Here is a 17663-nt window from a genome sequence, read left to right on the forward strand (position 1 = left end):
AGTGTACGCCATGTACCCTGGTCCGGGGCATTGTCCGGCAGTCTCGGACAGTTGCAGCGGCTGGGCTCATGCGGAAAGTTCGGGCGTGTAGAACACGTAGCGCCCGCGGCCCTGTTTCTTGGCCTCGTAGAGGGCGATGTCCGCTTCGCGCAGCAGCCGGTCCGGATCGAGTGTCTGTGTCTGTCCCAGGTGCATGGTGATGCCGACCGAGGCGCCGATGTTGACGCGCCGACCTTCCAGAAAATAGTCCGCGCTCAGCACATCGATCACGCGCTGGGCCAGGCTGGCGGCGGCGTGTGGGGAGGAGGCCTTTTGCACGATGCAGAATTCGTCTCCGCCCAGGCGCACCACCAGATCGGTGTCGCGCAGCAGGCCACGCAGGCGTTCGGCCACCGAGCACAGCAGTGCGTCGCCTGCTGCGTGGCCCAGGGTATCGTTGACCTGCTTGAACCGGTCCAGATCGAGATAGAGCAGGGCGCCATAGGCCCGGGCGCTGCCAACACTGTGGATATGGGTCTGCAGCAGGCTGCGGTTGGGCAGGCCTGTGAGGGGATCGTGGTGGGCGAGGTAGGCAACGGCAGCCTGGGCGCGTTTGCGGTCGTCCACGTCTTCGAGAACGCCCAGCCATTCGTGGATGTTTCGGCCTGGACCCAGGATGGCAGCGCCGCGCGCGCGCATCCAGCGCCACTGGCCGTCATGGGTGCGCAGCCGGAATTCCACATCCAGCGCGTGTTCGCTGTCTGCCAACAGGTCGGGGGCCTGCCGGCGAAGATCGGCGACATCTGCTGGGTGGATGCGGCGCAACCAGCCAAAGCCCAGGGCCGTATCGTCAGGCGTGCCCGCAAGCACCTCCCAGCCGACCATGGAGGTGGCACGCCCCTGGGCATCCAGTGTCCACAGCACGGCAGCGCCGGCGTGTGCGAGCGTGCGGCTGCGCTGTTCGCTGACCGACAGGGCGTGGGCGATCTGGCGCTGGTGGCCGAGCGCGGATTCAAGCTGCGCTCGCGCGTTGGCGAGGCTTTGGCGCAGGCTTTCATATTCCTTCACCATCAGCACCTGGCTGTCATCGGTCACGGGCATCTCGTAGGCGGAACCCGTGCGTGATGCATCCGTCAACTGGCGGATGGGTCGCAGCAGCTGGCGCGATACCCAGGTGCTCAGCAGCACGGCCACCGTGAGAGCCAAGGTGCCCACCAAGGCAATATTGAACATGGGCTTCTGCCAGCGGGCATTGAAAGCGCCCAGTGACTCGCCGGCAACAATGACCCAGCCCGGCGTGCCCTTGATTTCATGGAAGGCGAAGATGACGCTGCCCTTGTCGGCGCGTTCGGCCTCGAAGGTGCCGCTGGAGGCTCCCACTTCCTTGAGTTTTTTCCAGTCCGGTACCGGGGTGCCGATATACCGCTCCGGCTGCACCGAGCGGGCAAGCATGCGGCCATTGCCGTCGGTGACCGCGATCAGCGCACCCTCGTCAGATGTGTCCTGCGCGGCGCTGACGAGGTTCTGTGGCGTAGTGGTCAGCATCATTACCTTGCCGCTGTCTTTTTGCATGCGCACGGCGATGGCGATGCGTGGCTTGTCGTCGTGAAAGAACAGTTGGGAAAACACCGGCGTCTTGCCTTCCAGTGCCTGCTGCACCAGCCCCGGTGGGACGTAGCCTTTGATGCTCGAATGGGCGGAGACCAGGATCGGCGAAGCGGTGCTGGCGGTGGTAACGAAGAGGGTGCTGTCGGAGCCCATGTCCGTCAGGGTCAGCCACCTGGCCAGTGCCTCTGCGTCCTCTGACTGTGCGTTGGCCGCATAGGCCTGAAGCATGGCTGCGCGGCTGGCCAGATCGCTCTCGATGATGTGTCCCAGGTTCTTGGTGGTGTCCAACATGTGCCGCAGACTGTTGTCGCGGTAGGAGCGGGCCACGTGCTGCACGGTGTAGATGCTGGCAATCAAGACCGGCAGCGCCGCCGCAAGCATCATCACTATCAGGTAGGTGCGCAGGCTGCGCGCACGCCATCGCGAGGCGGCCGGGCCGCGTGCGGCGACAGGCTCCTGCAAAGGGGCGGCGAAGGATCGAGCGACGGGGGAGGACATCCGGGCGCAGCAATATTGCGGCTATGAAGAACAGTGTAGAGGGCTATGAAACGCTATTATCCAATTTGTCTCTATTTGTTTCGATGCGCGTCAGAGGTTCTTACATTTGTTGAAGAAGTTTGTGCTTATTCACCTGGCAGATGTGGCATTGCGTGGAGACAGTGCGTGCAGATGCCTTCCGCCTGCGGGCAATGGCAGCGAGCTTTCATCAGGCAATCCGCGTCCATTCCAGGTGGCGAGGGCTCTGCACAGCACCGCTAGCGGTGCTGCAGCGAAGACACCAGCATGGCAAGTCCGGCGAGGGTCAACAGGCCCAGCACCACCCTGCGGAAGGCCGCATCGCTGATGCGCTGGTAGAGCCGCCCGCCCCAGATGGAAGGCAGCAGCATGGCGGGTAACGCGACGGCCAACAGTGGCAGCATCCGAACAGTGACGAAGCCGGTGGCCACATAGCTGGCAAAGGTGACGGACAGCATGGTGAGGTTGAAGTTCTGGATCACCTGGCGCTGCCGATCGCGGGCCATGCCCAGCAACTGGCACCACAGCGTAGGCACGACCCCCGAGAAGCCACCCAGGGCGGCCATCACGCCCCCTGCCAGTCCCGCTGCTCCGTTGGCGATGTGCAGCACGACTCCCTGCATGCAGCGCCAGTCGGCGATGCGTGGCAGCCGGTGTGCAAAAGCCATGAGGGGGCAGAAAACCACCAGTAGCACGCCCAGGACGGTCTTGAACAGCTGTGCATCCAGCAGCGGCAGAAGGCGCAGCCCGAGCGGCAGTCCGCACAGCCCGCCCAGTACAAAGGGCCACAGCATGCGCCAGTCAAAGCCGCGCCGCACACTGAAGGCCTGGATGATCTGTCCAGTGAGACCGCCAAAGACGGCCAGCGCAGCGGCAAGCGTGGGCTCCAGCGTCCATGCCCACAGCGCCATCGCCGTCATGCTGTAGCCAAAGCCGGACAGGCCCTGCACAAAGCCCGCGAGGGCCGCTCCCAGGATGATGACTATGATTTCCATAGCTGGTGGCGCTTGTCAGGTAGGCGCCAGAGGCTTATTTTGTTGAGAGCAGTAAAAGAAAACGGCCCACAGGGCGTGTGGGCCGTTCGTCCTCTTAATAGCTGGCACGCAGGAGCGCTGTAGCTACTGTAACCATCAGGACTCGTAATCGGCCAGCGGCACGCAGCTGCAGAACAGGTTGCGGTCGCCGTAGACGTTGTCCACCCGGCCCACGGGGCTCCAGTACTTGGCGCGGCGCAGGTGGGGTACCGGGTAGGCGGCGGCTTCGCGGCTGTAGCTGTGGTTCCACTCGGCAGTCAGCAGGGTCTCGGCGGTGTGAGGCGCGTTCTTGAGCGGGTTGTCGTCCTGCGGCAGCTGGCCTGCTTCGATCTGGGCGATTTCGCCGCGGATGGCGATCATCGCGTTGATGAAACGGTCCAGCTCGTGCAGGCTTTCGCTTTCGGTCGGCTCCACCATCAAGGTGTTGGGAACGGGGAACGACAGCGTTGGCGCGTGGAAGCCATAGTCGATCAGGCGCTTGGCCACGTCTTCGGCCATCACGCCGCAGGTTTCCTTGAAGTGGCGCAGATCCAGAATGCACTCGTGCGCCACGTGGCCGTTCTCGCCTGCGTACAGCGTGGGGAAATGGTCCTTGAGGCGCGCGCTGATGTAATTGGCGTTCAGGATGGCGGTTTCGGTGGCCAGCTTCAGGCCGGGCTCACCCATCATGCGGATGTACATCCAGCTGATGGGCAGCACGGCAGCATTGCCCAGCGGCGCGGCGCTGACGGCGCCCACCTTGCCGGGAATGCCCGCCGTGGCGTGGCCTGGCAGGAAGGGAACCAGGTCTTCCACCACGCAGACAGGGCCGACACCGGGGCCGCCACCGCCATGCGGAATGCAGAAGGTTTTGTGCAGGTTCAGGTGGCTCACGTCGCCACCGAACTCTCCGGGAGCCGCCAGGCCCACCTGGGCATTCATGTTGGCGCCGTCCACATAGACGCGGCCACCATGGCTGTGCACCAGCTCGCACAGCTCCTTCACCTGGGTCTCGAACACGCCGTGCGTGCTGGGGTAGGTGATCATGATGCAGGCCAGGTTGGCGCTGTGCTTTTCGCAGGCCAGCTTCAGGTCTGCCATGTCCACGTTGCCGTTGTCGTCGCACTTGGTGACGACCACCTGCAGGCCCACCATCTGCGCGCTGGCAGGGTTGGTGCCGTGGGCGCTGCTGGGAATCAGGCAGATATTGCGGTGCGCTTCGCCCTTGGATGCGTGGTAGGCCTTGATGGCCAGCAAGCCGGCGTATTCGCCCTGCGAGCCCGCATTGGGCTGCAGGCTGATGCCCGCATAGCCGGTGGCCTGGCACAGCCATTGGCGCAGTTGCGCGTCCAGCTCGGCATAGCCTTGCAGCTGGGTGGCGGGCGCGAAGGGGTGCACGTTGGCGAACTCGGGCCAGGTGATGGGGATCATCTCGCTGGTGGCGTTGAGCTTCATGGTGCACGAGCCCAGCGGAATCATGCTGCGGTCCAGCGCCAGATCCTTGTCGCTCAGGCTGCGGATGTAGCGCAGCATGGCGGTTTCGGAATGGTGGGCGTTGAAGACCGGGTGCGTCAGGTAGCTGCTCGTGCGCTGCAATTCCTGCGGGATCAGCGAGGTGGCGCCCTGGTCCATGGCGTCGATGGAGGGCAGGGCGGTGCCTTCCTGGGCGAAGATGCTCCAGATCAGCTCCACATCGGCGCGCGTCGTGGTTTCGTCCAGGCTGATGCAGATGTATTCGTTCCAGGCCTTGCGCAGGTTGGTACCCTTGGCGAGGGCTCGGGCCACGATGGCATCCGTGGCGTCCTTGGTGTGCAGCGACAGCGTGTCAAAGGCAGTGTCGTGGTGGTGGGCGCTGAAGCCCAGCTGCGCCAGGCCGCGGCTCAGGATCGCCGTGAAGCGCGCCACGCGCTGGGCGATGCGCTTCAAGCCCGCCGGGCCGTGGTAGACCGCATACATGCTGGCGATGACGGCCGGCAGCACCTGCGCCGTACAGATGTTGGAGGTGGCCTTTTCGCGGCGGATGTGCTGTTCGCGCGTCTGCAGTGCCAGGCGGTAGGCGGGTTTGCCGTGCACATCGACGCTGACGCCCACAAGGCGACCGGGCAGCGAGCGCTTGTAGTCGTCTCGGCAGGCCATGAAAGCGGCGTGCGGGCCGCCGGCGCCCATGGGCATGCCAAAGCGCTGGCTGTTGCCCACCACGATATCGGCACCCCATTCGCCGGGTGGCGTGAGCAGGGTGAGTGCCAGCAGGTCGGTGGCCACAATCGCGGCAGCCTGCTTGGCGTGGATGGCATCCACATCGGCCTTCCAGTCGACAATCCAGCCGCTGGAGGCAGGGTACTGGATCACGGCAGCGAAGAAGTCGCCTGCCATCGCGGCTTCCCACTCTTCCTTGCTGTTGGCCACGAGCACTTCGATGCCCAGCGGCTGGGCGCGGGTGTGGATGACTTCGATGGTCTGCGGGTGCACGTCACCCGCCAGCACGATGCGGTTGCTCTTGGACTTGACCGAACGCTTGGCCAGGGTCATGGCTTCTGCTGCGGCGGTGGCCTCGTCGAGCATCGACGCATTGGCGATCGGCATGCCGGTGAGGTCGCACACCATCGTCTGGAAATTGACCAGCGCTTCCATGCGGCCCTGCGAGATTTCGGCCTGGTAAGGCGTGTAGGCGGTGTACCAGGCGGGGTTCTCCAGGATGTTGCGCAGAATCACGCCGGGCGTGAAGGTGCCGTAGTAGCCCTGGCCGATGAAGCTCTTGAGCACCTGGTTCTTGCCTGCGATGGCCTTGAGTTCGGCAAGCGCCGCCGCTTCGGTCACGGGGGCAGGCAGGTCCATGGGCTTGGCGCGGGCGATGGAGGCCGGCACCACGTCGCGGATCAAGGCGTCCAGGCTGGGCTTGCCGATGACCGACAGCATGGTCTGCTGGTCATTGGCGTCAGGGCCGATGTGGCGGGGGATGAATTCGGTGGCGTTTTCCAGCGCGGCCAGCGGCTCTTTGGAGGACATCAGCATGGTGGGAATCCAGGTGTTTGTGCTTGAAAGTGCCACTAGCGCAGGATAGGTGGGCGGAAGCAGCTATGAATATGTGAGTGAAAGCATTGGCAGCATGCGCGCATGCCGCCAATGCAAGTGGCCAGGGTTTACGAGTTAGCCGCGAAGTCGTTATAGGCGGTTTCGTCCAGCAGGGCGTCGAGCTGCGATGCATCGGCAAGCTTGACCTTGAAGAACCAGCCTGCGCCCAGCGGGTCACTGTTGGCGAGCGACGGGTCGTTGCGCAGCTCTTCGTTCACTTCGACGATTTCGCCGGTCACCGGCATGTACACATCGGCGGCGGCCTTCACGGACTCGACCACACCGGCCACGTCGCCCTGGTTGAACGATGCACCCACTTCGGGCAACTCGACAAACACCACATCGCCCAGCGCGTCCTGGGCGTGCACGGTGATGCCGACAACAGCGGCGCCAGCGTCAGCGGCGTTGATCCATTCGTGGTCGCGGGAGAACTTGATCGTCATAGGAAAACTCCAGTTGGTATGCGTGAATCTGATGTCCGGAACGGCGCGCAACAGCGCACGCCAGCAGCTACTTTAGCCGCGGAAATAGTTGGGGGCCACGAACGGCATCGCCACCACCTCAACCGGCACCGGCTTGCCGCGCACCATGGCGTTCAGGCGGGTGCCGATGGCCGCAAAGGCTGGCTCCACATAGGCCATGGCAATGGGCTTGTCGATGGTGGGGCCGAGCAGGCCGCTGGTGGTGGCACCGATGGCCTTGCCATCGGGCGTGCAGATTTCCACCTGCTCGCGCACGGGAATGCGCTCCTGCGCAATCAGGCCCACGCGCTTGCGGGGCAGGGTGGCCGGGGTGTCGATCTGGGCCAGCACCTTGTCCGCGCCGGGAAAGCCGCCAGCGCGTGCGCCACCGGTGCGGCGAACCTTCTGAATCGCCCAGTTCAGACCCGCCTCGGGGGGCGTGGTGGTGGTGTCCAGATCGCTGCCGTACAGGCACAGGCCGGCTTCCAGGCGCAGCGAGTTGCGGGCCCCCAGGCCAATCGGCTTGACCTCGGGCTGGGCGAGCAGCAGGCGCGCCAGCGCCTGGGCCTGGTCGCCTGCAACCGAGATTTCAAAACCGTCTTCGCCGGTATAGCCGCTGCGGGTGATGAAGCAGGGGATGCCTTCCACATCGAAGTTGCCCCCCGTCATGAAGACCAGCTTTTCAACGCCGGGCGCCAGACGCGAGAGGGCGGTCACCGCCTGTGGCCCCTGCAGTGCCAGCAGGCCGTGGCTGGGCATGGGCTCGACCTGGCAGCGGTTGCCGATACGGGCCTGAATGTGAGCAATGTCGGCCACCTTGCAGGCGCCGTTGACGATGACGAACAGCTCATCCTGCGAGACGCGGAAGAACATCAGGTCGTCCAGGATACCGCCATCATCGTTCAGCAGCAGGCCGTAGCGCTGCTTGCCGACCGCCAGATCGATCACATCCACGGGCATCAGGGTCTCAAAGGCGGCTGCGGCGTCGGGGCCAACCAGGCGTAGCTGACCCATGTGCGACACATCGAAGAGGCCTGCGGCACTGCGCGTGTGCTTGTGCTCGGCAATCAGGCCATCGGGGTACTGCACAGGCATGGAATAGCCGGCAAACGGCACCATGCGGGCGCCCAGCTCAAGGTGCAGGGCATTCAATGGCGTGGAGAGCAGAGCGGCGGAAGCAGAGGCGGACATGAAAACTCCAGGGCAAATAACAATGCCACGCAGCTGTTGCCAGCTGCATGCTGTTTGCCCTGCTGTCCGCTTTACCTGAGAGATTCACCCCGCACCTTCGAGGCGTGGGGGGCTTGCTCCTTCGGTGGATGGTGTCTGGGCACCATCTCTCTCCAGCTGGGGACGCTGGCAGGCGCAAAGGCCTGCATCAGCGTGTGCCAGTCCTTTTGCCTGAGCGTTCGGCATCGAAGCCTGCGCCTTCGGCGGCCTTGCTGCCCGGTTGGGGCGAAGACTCTCTCCTGACTGCCGCGATTTTACCGGTAAACGCGGCATATCCCCAAAGCACGCCGATAAATTTGTCGCCAAACGCGTGCATGTGTCGGGAGCATGAAAAACCGGCAGGCGGGCGGTCTTTCGATCAGACGCGCCTGCGTCTGCGCCAGGCCAGTGCTGCAATGGCTGCGGTGAGGCTTGCCAGACTCCACAGTGCGTTGGCTGGCACGGGAGCTGGAGGGGGCGGGTCCGGGTTGGGCGGGACAGGCGTGGCACCGGCCGTCATGTAGTTGACGGTGGCGACATCGTCTTCCGCCATCACATCCTTTGCGGCGACTTCCGTGACTCCGTCGTTCAGCAGGGCCTTGGCGGGCGAGCCCTGCAGCGCGATCGAGGCGACATTCTGGAATGAGCCCGTCTGCAGCAGGTGGCCGGTGATGCTGCAGTTGACGATGGCACCGCGCTCCAGGTTGCTGATCGGCAGTTGAAGTTCGTTGTTGGCCCCTGTGATGCTGCCCAGCAGCGAGCCGGCGGGCACGGTGGCGTTACCGGCGCTGACATGGCAGGAGGCGGCCGTGGCCTTGAAATCCGGGCCCAGGGTGTCCTTGGCAATGGCCTGACGCACCAGCTTGGGACCGTCTGCGGCGGTGTTGTTGGTGAACTGCAGGTCAAACACCACCGGTGTGGCGAGGTCGGGCACCTGCATGGGCGTCACCCGCTTGTTGGTGGTGAGGTTGACGCAATACGGGGCGTCGGGCAGCACATCGATCTGGGTGGACAGCAGGTTGGCGTTGCTCGGCGACTGGATGTAGGAAGGCCCGAAGGTGTATCCATCCGTGGAGACGGATACCACGCTGAATGCCGCCTGGTTCTGCAGCGCGTCGTTCTGCTGCATGCACTGCAGTTTGCTATCGATCTTGAAGCGCAATGCGATCTGCATCACAGCCTTGGTGCCCCATTTCACATGGATGTTCTGGCTGACCGACGGTGTGAAGTAGGGGCGGTAGGACTGGATCGGGTTGTTGGGCGGAATGCAGTTGCCATTGCCGTCCTGGCAACTGAGCCATTCCATCTGCAGCTGCAGGGCATCGGCAGGAGCGGCCACCGGCATGACGCCATGGGCCAGCAGGACGGTGTCGTAGACATTGAAGTCGATGCCATCGCGGCTCGAGCCGGGGGGCGCCGTGTCCTGGCTCAGGTCCACGGTCAGCTCGTAGACGGCGACATCGCCATCCTGCTCGATGCGTTTGCTGGCCTTGGCAGCCCCCGATTTGTCCTGCACATACAAGAGCCTCTTGTCTGCGGTCGCATTCAGGCCGACAGCCGTGCAGTCCCTGGCCTGGGTGGAGAGTGCCGCGGGAAACGAGAACGAAGCCGTGCTGCTGTCGCTGCCCGACCCATCCCACTGCAGATGGATGCTGTCTGCCGTGACGGCCCAGGCGGCGGTGTCGGCAAGCGCGGGGCTGCCGCACAATGGCGCCTTGAACGAGCGCCAGTACTTGATGGTGACACTCTCGCCAGCCTGCATGACTTCATTGGTAAAGCCCGAGGGGTTGGCGTTGAGGAAGGTATTGACATTGGTGCCCGCTTGCGAGGCAACCCCGGAGAAGTCCAGCGCCTGGCAGATGGCGCTCGTGGCCCCTTCCACGCTGCTGGTGCAACTGGTCAGGCCGCCTGCAGCGCCGCTGGGCACGATCTGCGGGGACCAGCTGCCTTCCCAGTCGTTCCAGCTGCTGGCAATGGCGCCCAGCGACACCGGGATGGACGATTTGTTGGTGTAGGTCACCGTGAACTCAATGGGCGCGTTATAGGCGTTGCCGATCCAGTGCGTTGCATCGCTGGGGTCCTGCGTGGCACCGCCGGTGATCCGCTTGTCCACTGCGAGCGTGATGGTCGATTGCGTCACTGCAAACGGGTTTTCGCTGGTGTTGGTGAGCGGTGTGGTTTCGGTATCTCCGGCACCGGCTGCCACCGTGGAGCGCATCAGATAGGCCGATCCCGCTTGCGTGGGCGTGACACTGAGCAGGTAGTTGCATTCCTGCTTGCTCTGCAACTGCGAAATGGTGGCGCTCATGGTTTCGCCGCCAGCCGTGACGCCCGAGGGCATGGGGCTGAAGGACGACGCTGCCGGGCAGCTGGGCGCATTGCTGCTCGAAGCCGTCAGCACAATGGCGGTGACATTGGCCGGGAAGACGATGCTGCCCTTGGCGTTGGTGGCGGTACCGCTGATGTTGGAGAAGTTCACGCGGAGCTGGTAAGGCGCAAAGCTGGGCACCGGAATGCCCGGGGCGACCGGCTCGATATTGGTCACCAGATCGACGTTGGCCGCATGTGCAGCGGGCGCAAGCACGCTCGCCGAGGCCAGCAAACCCCAGGCAAGCCATTGCGCAGGCAAGGGGGCAAACACGCTGCTGCGGTGTGCGAGATTGGCTTTCATCCGTCCCTCTCTTTTTGATAGTTAATATCGAATAAAAACAATAATTCGATATCTAAAAATTATATTGAACAAATGAAATGCAGCAAGCGTTGACACAAATTCATACTTTCTGTGAAAGATTTTTTGACAATTCCTCCCGGGTATCGGGCAAGGCGGGCATGAAAAAAGCCGCGTCCAGGACGCGGCTTGTGGCTTGGGGAGGGTGCGCGGCCGGGAGCGCTGGCTAGCGGTACACGAGGTCGCGCAGGCCCAGGGAGATACCGGGCACATAGGTGATGACCATCAGGCACAGCAGGATCACCCCCACAAACGGCAACAGGTACTTGATGATCTGGTCGAGCGAGATCCTGGCCACGGTGCAGGCGGCAAACAGGTTCACGCCAAAGGGCGGCGTGATCATGCCCAGCGCCAGGTTCACCACCATGATCAGGCCGAAGTGCACCGGGTCGATGCCAAAGTGCTGGGCAACGGGCGCCAGGATGGGCGCAAGCACGATGATGGCCGCGCTGGTCTCGATGAACATGCCGATGACGAAGAGGGCGGCATTCACGCCCAGCAGGAACATGGCAGGGCTTTGCAGCACCTGTTCCAGCCAGTGGCCGATGATTTCGGGAACGCCGGCGCGCGTGATCAGAAAGGCAAACAGCCCCGCGTTGGCGATGATGAACATGATGATGGCCGACGAGATGGCCGATTTGCGGAAGATGGCGAACAGGTCCTTGATCTTGATTTCACGGTAGATCAGCATGCCCACCACCAGCGCGTAGAACACCGCCACCGCCGATGCCTCGGTCGGCGTGAATACGCCGCCGTAGATGCCGCCCAGAATGATGACCGGCATCAAGAGCGCCCAACCTGCCTGCAGCGTGGCCTTGCCAAAGCCCAGGCGGCCTTCGCCGTCGTTCTTGCCCCAGCCCTTGTACTTGCAATACGCCCAGACAAAGACCATCAGCGCAGCGCTGATGAGCAGGCCCGGGCCGAAGCCGGCGATGAACAACTCGCCAATCGATACCTCGGCGCTCACGCCGTACAGAATCATCGGGATCGAAGGCGGGATGATCACCCCCAACTCGGCGCTGGTTGCCTGCAGCGCTGCGGCGTAGTTCCTGGGGTAGCCGTGCTTGATGAGGGCGGGGATCAGGATGGCGCCAATGGCAAACGTGGTGGCGACCGATGAGCCCGAGACCGCGGCAAAGATCATGCAGGTCAGCACGCAGGTCATGGGCAGGCCGCCCTGCACGCCGCCGACGATGCTCTTGGCAAACTCCACCAGTCGGCGCGAGATGCCGCCGGTCTCCATCAGGTTGCCGGCCAGAATGAAAAACGGAATGGCCGCCAGCGGAAACTTGTTGATCGCGCCGAACATCTCCTTGACCGAGATGAGCATGTTGGCGTTGCTGGCCTGGATGCCCAGGATCGAGGCAAGGCCGATCGAGACGGCGACGGAGACGGTGAGCGCAAAGCACAGCACCATCGTGGAAAGCATCACGGCGGTCATTGCGCGTTCTCCAGTTCGGTATTCTTGGGGTCCAGCAGGTTGCCAATGACGCCGATCACAGCAAACACGCCGCCGATCGGCATGGCCACATAGGCCCAGAACATCGACAGCGATTCGAGCCCGGCCATGGTCTGCACGCCGCCGCGCCGCGCGTAATCCCAGCCCCACCAGATGATCACCGCCAGAAGTGCCAGCGTGGCAATGCACACCAGCCAGTCCAGCACGCGGCCGAAGGCGGGCGGACTCCAGCGGCGCAGAACATCAACGCTTACCATGGCGCCCTGGCGAAACGCCATGGGAATGGCCAGGAACACCATCCATATCAAGCTGAAGCGGATCAGTACCTCGGTCCATTCGGCGGGTTCTTCCAGCACAAAACGGGTCAGGATCTGGAACATGCCGAGGGTGGAGGCAACGGCGAGCATCAGGCAGGCGACCGCCATCGCAAAACCTGATGTCCAGCGCTCGAGGGTGAGAAATGCATTTTTCATGGTGTTCGAAAGCGCAGGTCTGCAGGCGCAGTGGGAGGGCTTTCTCCTCCAGTTTCTTGAAAAAACAGCTGTTTGCGCTCAACAGTCAAGCGCAAGCAGCTATCAAAATAAGAGTAATTGATGGGAGCCGCTGGCCTGTGCACAGGAGCGGCCCCCGGCCCGGGCTTACTTGTAGTCGCGGATACGGTCGAGGTTGGCCTTACCGAACTGCTTTTCGAAGTCTGCGTTGGTCTTGGTGAGTGCGGCGACAAACTTGGCCTTGTCCACGTTCTCGATCACCTGCATGCCCTTGCTGCGCAGTTCGGCCACGCCATTGGCGTCATCCTGGTCCACCCGGGCGCGGTTGGCCTTGGTCGCTTCCTGGGCGGCTTCAACAAAGGCTTTCTTGTCGTCGGCGCTCAGCTTGTCGTAAACACCCTTGTTCATCACCAGGATGCAGGGCGAGTAGACGTGGCCGGTGAGCGACAGGTGCTTTTGCACCTGGTCGAACTTGGCCGAGGTGATCACCGGCAGCGGGTTCTCCTGGCCGTCCACCGTGCCTTGCTGCAGGGCGGTAAACACTTCCGGAAAGGCCATCGGCGTGGTGATGATGCCCAGCGCCTTGTAGGCCTGGATGTGCACCGGGTTTTCCATGGTGCGCATCTTCAGGCCCTTCGTGTCGTCGGGGCTGTTGATGGCGCGCTTGGAGTTGGTCATGTGGCGAAAGCCGTTTTCCGCCCAGGCCAGGGCCTTGAAGCCCTTGGAATCAAACTTGCCGAGCAGCTCCTGCCCGATGGGGCCGTCGAGCACGGCACGGGCGTGCGCCTTGTCGCGGAAGAGGAAGGGCACGTCGAGGATCTTGGTCTCGGGCACAAAATTGGGCACGGGGCCGCTGGAGCTAAAGGCCAGCTCCTGCGTGCCCAGTTGCACGGCTTCGATGGATTCGCGCTCGCCACCCAGCGAACCGTTGTAGAAGGTCTGCACCTTGTAGCGACCGCCAGTGCGTTTTTCCACCTCCTTGGCGAAGGTGTCGATGGCCACGCCCTGGTGCGAATTCTGCGCCACCGAGATGCTGATGCGCATGGTGGTCTGTGCGCTGGCAATGCTGCCGGCCATCAGGCCCACGGCCAATCCCACACCCCAAGCCAGTTTCTTCATCTGCATGATCTTGTCTCCTCGGCTCTGCCGAATCATTGTTGTTGCCACTTGCGGAAAGCCCGCGCGAGCTTTGCATTGTGGACAAAGCAACGTGAATCCATATTGGGGTTTTTATGATGCAGCGCCGCTGTGCGGAGCGGGTTCACCGCTGGAGATGCCGCTAAGTGCTTGATAGCAGGGCGTTTGGGCTCTGCGCCGTCTCAAACGAGGCCATCCGTGCTGTCGCAGGGTGGACAGCAGCTTGCGATGACGCCAGGGAATGAGAAAGGCGCCAGTGTCTGCTGGCGCCTGAAGGAGGGGGAAGGAAGTGCAGGGGCGATTACATGCCCTGGCCCAGATCGGAGATGAGCTGTGCCGACAGGTACAGGCGGCGCGCGATGGGCTCGGTCAGCACGTATTCGGCCAGGTTGGAGTGGTAGTTGGCTCCGGGCAGGCCCAGGCCTTCGATCACCGGCTTGCCCGAGAGTGCGGCGTAGGCCGCGTCGGATCCGCCGCCGCCGCGCGTAGTGTACATCTGCGATTTGCCGCCGACGTCGGCATAGATGGTGATGGCCTTCTGGATGAGCTTGACGCCGTCATCGGTGGCATTGAAGGCCGGGCGGCCGCGGGTCAGGTTGATGTCGATGGTGGCACCGGGCACGTGGGGCGCGGCAGCTGCCTTGTCCAGCATGCCCTTCATCAGTTCCAGATCCTCGTTCTTGCCGTAGCGCACATCGGCGTTGACAACGGCCTTGTCCGGGATGATGTTGGTGGCGGTGCCGCCGGCGGTCATGGTGGTCCAGTTGAAGCCGCGCTCCTTGGATTTGTCCTGAACGTCCTGCGTACGCAGCACCAGGGCCGAGGCTTCGGTCAGTGCGTTGATGCCCGCTTCTGGCGCAACGCCCGCGTGCGATGCCTTGCCGTGCACCACGGCCTGCACATAGGCAATGCCCGAGGTGGCCGTGCCAAAGCCTTCTTCGAGGCCCGAGGGCTCGTACGACAGCACATAGTCGTGTGCCGCTGCCAGCTTCTGGATCAGGTCGCGCGAGCCGAAGGAGCCTTTTTCCTCATCGGTGTTGAACATCACGGTGATGGTTTTGAACTTGCTGAAGTTCTGCGCCTTGAGCAGGCCCAGGCTGTGAAGGATGACGGCGATGCCTCCCTTGGCATCGGCAATGCCTGCACCATAGGCCTTGTCGCCTTCGACCTTGAACGGGGCCGTGGCCAGGATGCCGCGCGCGTACACGGTATCCATATGGGCCATCAAAAGCAGGCTCTTGGTGCCGCTGCCCTGGAAGGTGCCGACGATGTTGTCGCCCACCACGCCTGCTTCCGCCTTGTGGCGCACGACGTTGGCACCCAGCGCCTGCAGGCGGGCTTCGAGGTAGTTGCCCATCTGCGGAATGCCGACCGCGTCATTGGTGCCGGTTTCGATGTTGACCAGTTCCTGCAGTGTCTTGAGGACCGCTGCCTTCTCGGCCTGCGACGCCTGGTCGAGCGTGGCGTTGTAGCTGATGGAGGCGGCGCTGCTGTCGGAGCAGCCCGATACGGTCAAGGAAAGCGCCGCTGCAGCGGCGATGGCCAGCAAGGTTTTTTTCATGGCAATCAAAAGGGTGGGGAAGGGGGCGCGGTGAGCGCGCTGCGTTTACCACCCAATTGTTGCTGGAATGTGAACTACGCCAAGCCAAGGCTGTCACGGCAGAGACCGCCAGCGCTGTCTGCGTGCTGGTGCTTTCACCCCCCGATGGCCGCCAGACGCTCGGGCGTGCCCACATCCACCCAGACCCCGTCGTAGCGGCTGGCGCTGCAACGCCCCGCCAGCATGGCCGCACGCAACTGGTTGACCAGGGGCATCTTCACGCCCTGTGGGTTGCCGGGCGGTATGTCGCAGAACGGAGGCGCGAACAGCTCCTTTTTCAGCAGGGCGACAGAGCAGTAGGTCAAACGCGGCCGGGTATCGTCTGCGGCGGGGGTCTCGGCGCGGTCATCCTCCGTCAGCACAAAGTCCCCCTTGGGGTGGTGGGGCGCATTGGGCACCAGCCACAGGTGGGCCAGGTCACCCGATTGGACAAAGCGCTGGCGCAGCGTCTCATCAAACGGGAAGCCCGGGATGAATACGTCGCCCGATACCAGCCAGAATGCGTCATCGAGCAGCGGCAGCGCCCGGCTGATGCCGCCGGTGGTCTCAATGCCGCCGCCAAAATCCAGGTCTTCGCGCGAGTAGCGGATCTGCACGGCCTGCCCGCCCATGTCTGCCTTGGCGGGCCAGGCATCCGCCACCTGCTGGCCCAGCCAGCCGGTATTGATGACGATGCGGCCCACACCGGCTGCAGCCAGCTGCTCCAGGCTGTGCTGCAACAGCGGTTTGCCGCGCACCGGCAAAAGCGGCTTGGGCGTGTGATCGGTGAGCGGACGCATGCGCTCGCCACGGCCAGCGGCCAGCACCATGGCCTGGGCACGGAATTCGGTGGTGGATGACATGGTTATCTGCAAAAGTGGCTCTGGCGCTTGCCTGTAGGGCGCAGCAAGCTATCAAAATTATAGAGCCTCCGGTGGGGAGGCTCTGTGTGGACGGGGGGATGGCGCTCAGCCTTTCCAGGTGAAAGGAAACTTCAGCTGCTTGAGGAACCCGTTGGGCACATAGTCGCCCAGCACGCCGTAGGCCTGGGGCCAGAGCTTGTCGCTCTTGACTGCGGTGCCAAACAGGTAGTCCAGAAAGGCAAAGTGCGCCGCATAGTTCTTGTCCAGCGCCTCCTGGTCCTGACTGTGGTGCCAGTGGTGGAAGTTGGGCGTGACGATGATGTAGCGCAGCGGCCCCAGGCGCACGCTCACGTTCGCGTGGTTGAACACGGCCTGGAAGCCGACGATGATGATGTAGGCATCAATCACTTCCTTCGCAAAGCCCAGCACATAGATGGGGGCCAGCACCAGCGTGCGGGTGATCAGCAGCTCCAGGATGTGCTGGCGCGAACCGGCCAGCCAGTCCATGCTCTTGACGCTGTGGTGCACGGCGTGGATGCGCCACAAGAGCGGCACCTCGTGGTAGGCACGGTGCGTCCAGTACTGCACCAGATCGGCCACGAGGATGATCAGGAACAGCGACACCCAGAAGTTCAGGTTGGCCACCCAGCCACGGATACCGTCGTTGGCGGCCCAGCCAAACAGCTTGTGCACCATCAGATTGGTGGCCAGCAGGATGAAGCCCACCACCATGTGGTTGACGAGAAAGTGATGGAAGTCGGTCTGCCATTCGGGACGAAACACCGGCTGGTCCTTGCGCAGTGCAAACAGCTTCTCGATGAAGATGAAGATCAGCGAACTGCCCAGCAGATCGAGGATGAACCAGTCCAGGCCAATGTAGGGGGTGTTGGTGGCAAATTCGCCCACCGGCACCTTGTGGCCGCCCAGCAGCGCCGACAGCACCACCAGCCCGAAGGCCGACGCAGCCAGCCAGCGCACGCGGCCCAGCACGATCAGTGCCACCGACAGGCCGCCTGCGATCACCATGCACCAGAACAGCAACTGCCGCATCACATCCACGTTGTAGCTGCGGCGCAGCTCGGGGGTCGTCAGGTACTGCGGAAAGTGAAATGCCATCACCCCCAGAAAACACAGTGCCGCCAGGATGAGGGCGATCACCCCTGCCACCATCCCCTTGCCTGCCTGCAGGGATCCGTGGCTTTCAGACAGATCATTGAGTCGCTTGAACATAGCTGCTTCGTTGTCGTTTGTGATTTGGCGCCACTATGCCACGGGCAGCAGCTGTAGGACAGAATGCCGTGGCTCTCTAATTGCAACAGTTCTGTTACGCCTGGGGAGGGACGAGGAGCTTCAGGCGGCCACTGTTGAAGCCGTGCAACAGCTGTAAAACAACCCGCCCCCATGGCAGCGGTAACTGCCTGGGGGCGGGCGGTGAGAGGGGCTGCCGGTAAGCAGGCTCTGCAAGAAAGCGGCTTCGGTAAAAGTGTTTCGATGCCCAAAGTATGGGCCCGGGCCACTGGGAAGAAATTTTGTTTTATCTGATAATTT

At 63.1% G+C, this 17663-nt stretch carries 12 protein-coding genes and 2 riboswitches; all 12 genes read right to left on the bottom strand.

The window, feature by feature from the left end; translation table 11 throughout:
- Positions 1-66 precede the first annotated feature (66 nt).
- Positions 67-2085 carry a diguanylate cyclase domain-containing protein gene (locus ACH2DG_RS04685; protein ID WP_395024531.1) on the bottom strand — a complete coding sequence of 673 codons (2019 nt, stop codon included), beginning with the start codon at positions 2083-2085 and terminating at the stop codon, positions 67-69.
- Between the two features lie 257 nt (positions 2086-2342).
- Entirely contained in the window at positions 2343-3098 is a 756-nt protein-coding gene (locus ACH2DG_RS04690) for a sulfite exporter TauE/SafE family protein (RefSeq protein ID WP_395024532.1), read from the bottom strand.
- Between the two features lie 135 nt (positions 3099-3233).
- Positions 3234-6128 carry an aminomethyl-transferring glycine dehydrogenase gene (gene gcvP / locus ACH2DG_RS04695; protein WP_395024533.1) on the bottom strand — a complete coding sequence of 965 codons (2895 nt, stop codon included), beginning with the start codon at positions 6126-6128 and terminating at the stop codon, positions 3234-3236.
- A gap of 128 nt (positions 6129-6256) precedes the next feature.
- On the bottom strand, positions 6257-6631 hold the full coding sequence (gcvH, locus tag ACH2DG_RS04700) for a glycine cleavage system protein GcvH (protein WP_224149249.1): 375 nt from the start codon (positions 6629-6631) through the stop codon (positions 6257-6259).
- Positions 6632-6703: 72 nt separating this feature from the next.
- Entirely contained in the window at positions 6704-7840 is a 1137-nt protein-coding gene (gene gcvT / locus ACH2DG_RS04705) for a glycine cleavage system aminomethyltransferase GcvT (RefSeq protein WP_395024534.1), read from the bottom strand.
- Positions 7841-7892: 52 nt separating this feature from the next.
- Positions 7893-8006, bottom strand: a riboswitch (glycine riboswitch).
- A 22-nt stretch (positions 8007-8028) separates the two neighbouring features.
- Positions 8029-8131, bottom strand: a riboswitch (glycine riboswitch).
- 106 nt (positions 8132-8237) lie between these two features.
- Positions 8238-10529, bottom strand: coding sequence for a hypothetical protein (locus ACH2DG_RS04710; protein WP_395024535.1), 2292 nt, complete (start codon positions 10527-10529; stop codon positions 8238-8240).
- Positions 10530-10752: 223 nt separating this feature from the next.
- Entirely contained in the window at positions 10753-12027 is a 1275-nt protein-coding gene (locus ACH2DG_RS04715) for a TRAP transporter large permease (RefSeq protein WP_395024536.1), read from the bottom strand.
- Positions 12024-12518 (bottom strand): TRAP transporter small permease, encoded by a 495-nt coding sequence (locus ACH2DG_RS04720; protein ID WP_395024537.1) that lies wholly within the window; start codon positions 12516-12518, stop codon positions 12024-12026. The genes ACH2DG_RS04715 and ACH2DG_RS04720 overlap by 4 nt, the downstream gene beginning before the upstream one ends.
- Before the next feature lie 165 nt (positions 12519-12683).
- Positions 12684-13661: a TRAP transporter substrate-binding protein gene (locus tag ACH2DG_RS04725; RefSeq protein WP_395024538.1), complete on the bottom strand. Its 978-nt coding sequence runs from the start codon at positions 13659-13661 to the stop codon at positions 12684-12686.
- A 313-nt stretch (positions 13662-13974) separates the two neighbouring features.
- Entirely contained in the window at positions 13975-15234 is a 1260-nt protein-coding gene (locus tag ACH2DG_RS04730; RefSeq protein ID WP_395024539.1) for a glutamate carboxypeptidase, read from the bottom strand.
- Positions 15235-15368: 134 nt separating this feature from the next.
- Positions 15369-16115, bottom strand: coding sequence for a nucleotidyltransferase family protein (locus ACH2DG_RS04735; protein WP_395024540.1), 747 nt, complete (start codon positions 16113-16115; stop codon positions 15369-15371).
- A gap of 105 nt (positions 16116-16220) precedes the next feature.
- Positions 16221-17345, bottom strand: a complete 1125-nt coding sequence (locus ACH2DG_RS04740; RefSeq protein WP_395024541.1) for a sterol desaturase family protein — start codon at positions 17343-17345, stop codon at positions 16221-16223.
- Between the last annotated feature and the right edge of the window lie 318 nt (positions 17346-17663).

It is taken from the genome of Comamonas odontotermitis (assembly GCF_040396735.1).
Lineage (GTDB): Bacteria > Pseudomonadota > Gammaproteobacteria > Burkholderiales > Burkholderiaceae_C > Comamonas > Comamonas odontotermitis_C.

Bases quoted from the DNA above. Each gene is read 5' to 3' on its own strand.
- ACH2DG_RS04685 (WP_395024531.1), bottom strand. From the start codon at position 2,085: ATGTCCTCCCCCGTCGCTCGATCCTTCGCCGCCCCTTTGCAGGAGCCT.
- ACH2DG_RS04690 (WP_395024532.1), bottom strand. From the start codon at position 3,098: ATGGAAATCATAGTCATCATCCTGGGAGCGGCCCTCGCGGGCTTTGTG.
- gcvP (WP_395024533.1), bottom strand. From the start codon at position 6,128: ATGCTGATGTCCTCCAAAGAGCCGCTGGCCGCGCTGGAAAACGCCACC.
- gcvH (WP_224149249.1), bottom strand. From the start codon at position 6,631: ATGACGATCAAGTTCTCCCGCGACCACGAATGGATCAACGCCGCTGAC.
- gcvT (WP_395024534.1), bottom strand. From the start codon at position 7,840: ATGTCCGCCTCTGCTTCCGCCGCTCTGCTCTCCACGCCATTGAATGCC.
- ACH2DG_RS04710 (WP_395024535.1), bottom strand. From the start codon at position 10,529: ATGAAAGCCAATCTCGCACACCGCAGCAGCGTGTTTGCCCCCTTGCCT.
- ACH2DG_RS04715 (WP_395024536.1), bottom strand. From the start codon at position 12,027: ATGACCGCCGTGATGCTTTCCACGATGGTGCTGTGCTTTGCGCTCACC.
- ACH2DG_RS04720 (WP_395024537.1), bottom strand. From the start codon at position 12,518: ATGAAAAATGCATTTCTCACCCTCGAGCGCTGGACATCAGGTTTTGCG.
- ACH2DG_RS04725 (WP_395024538.1), bottom strand. From the start codon at position 13,661: ATGCAGATGAAGAAACTGGCTTGGGGTGTGGGATTGGCCGTGGGCCTG.
- ACH2DG_RS04730 (WP_395024539.1), bottom strand. From the start codon at position 15,234: ATGAAAAAAACCTTGCTGGCCATCGCCGCTGCAGCGGCGCTTTCCTTG.
- ACH2DG_RS04735 (WP_395024540.1), bottom strand. From the start codon at position 16,115: ATGTCATCCACCACCGAATTCCGTGCCCAGGCCATGGTGCTGGCCGCT.
- ACH2DG_RS04740 (WP_395024541.1), bottom strand. From the start codon at position 17,345: ATGTTCAAGCGACTCAATGATCTGTCTGAAAGCCACGGATCCCTGCAG.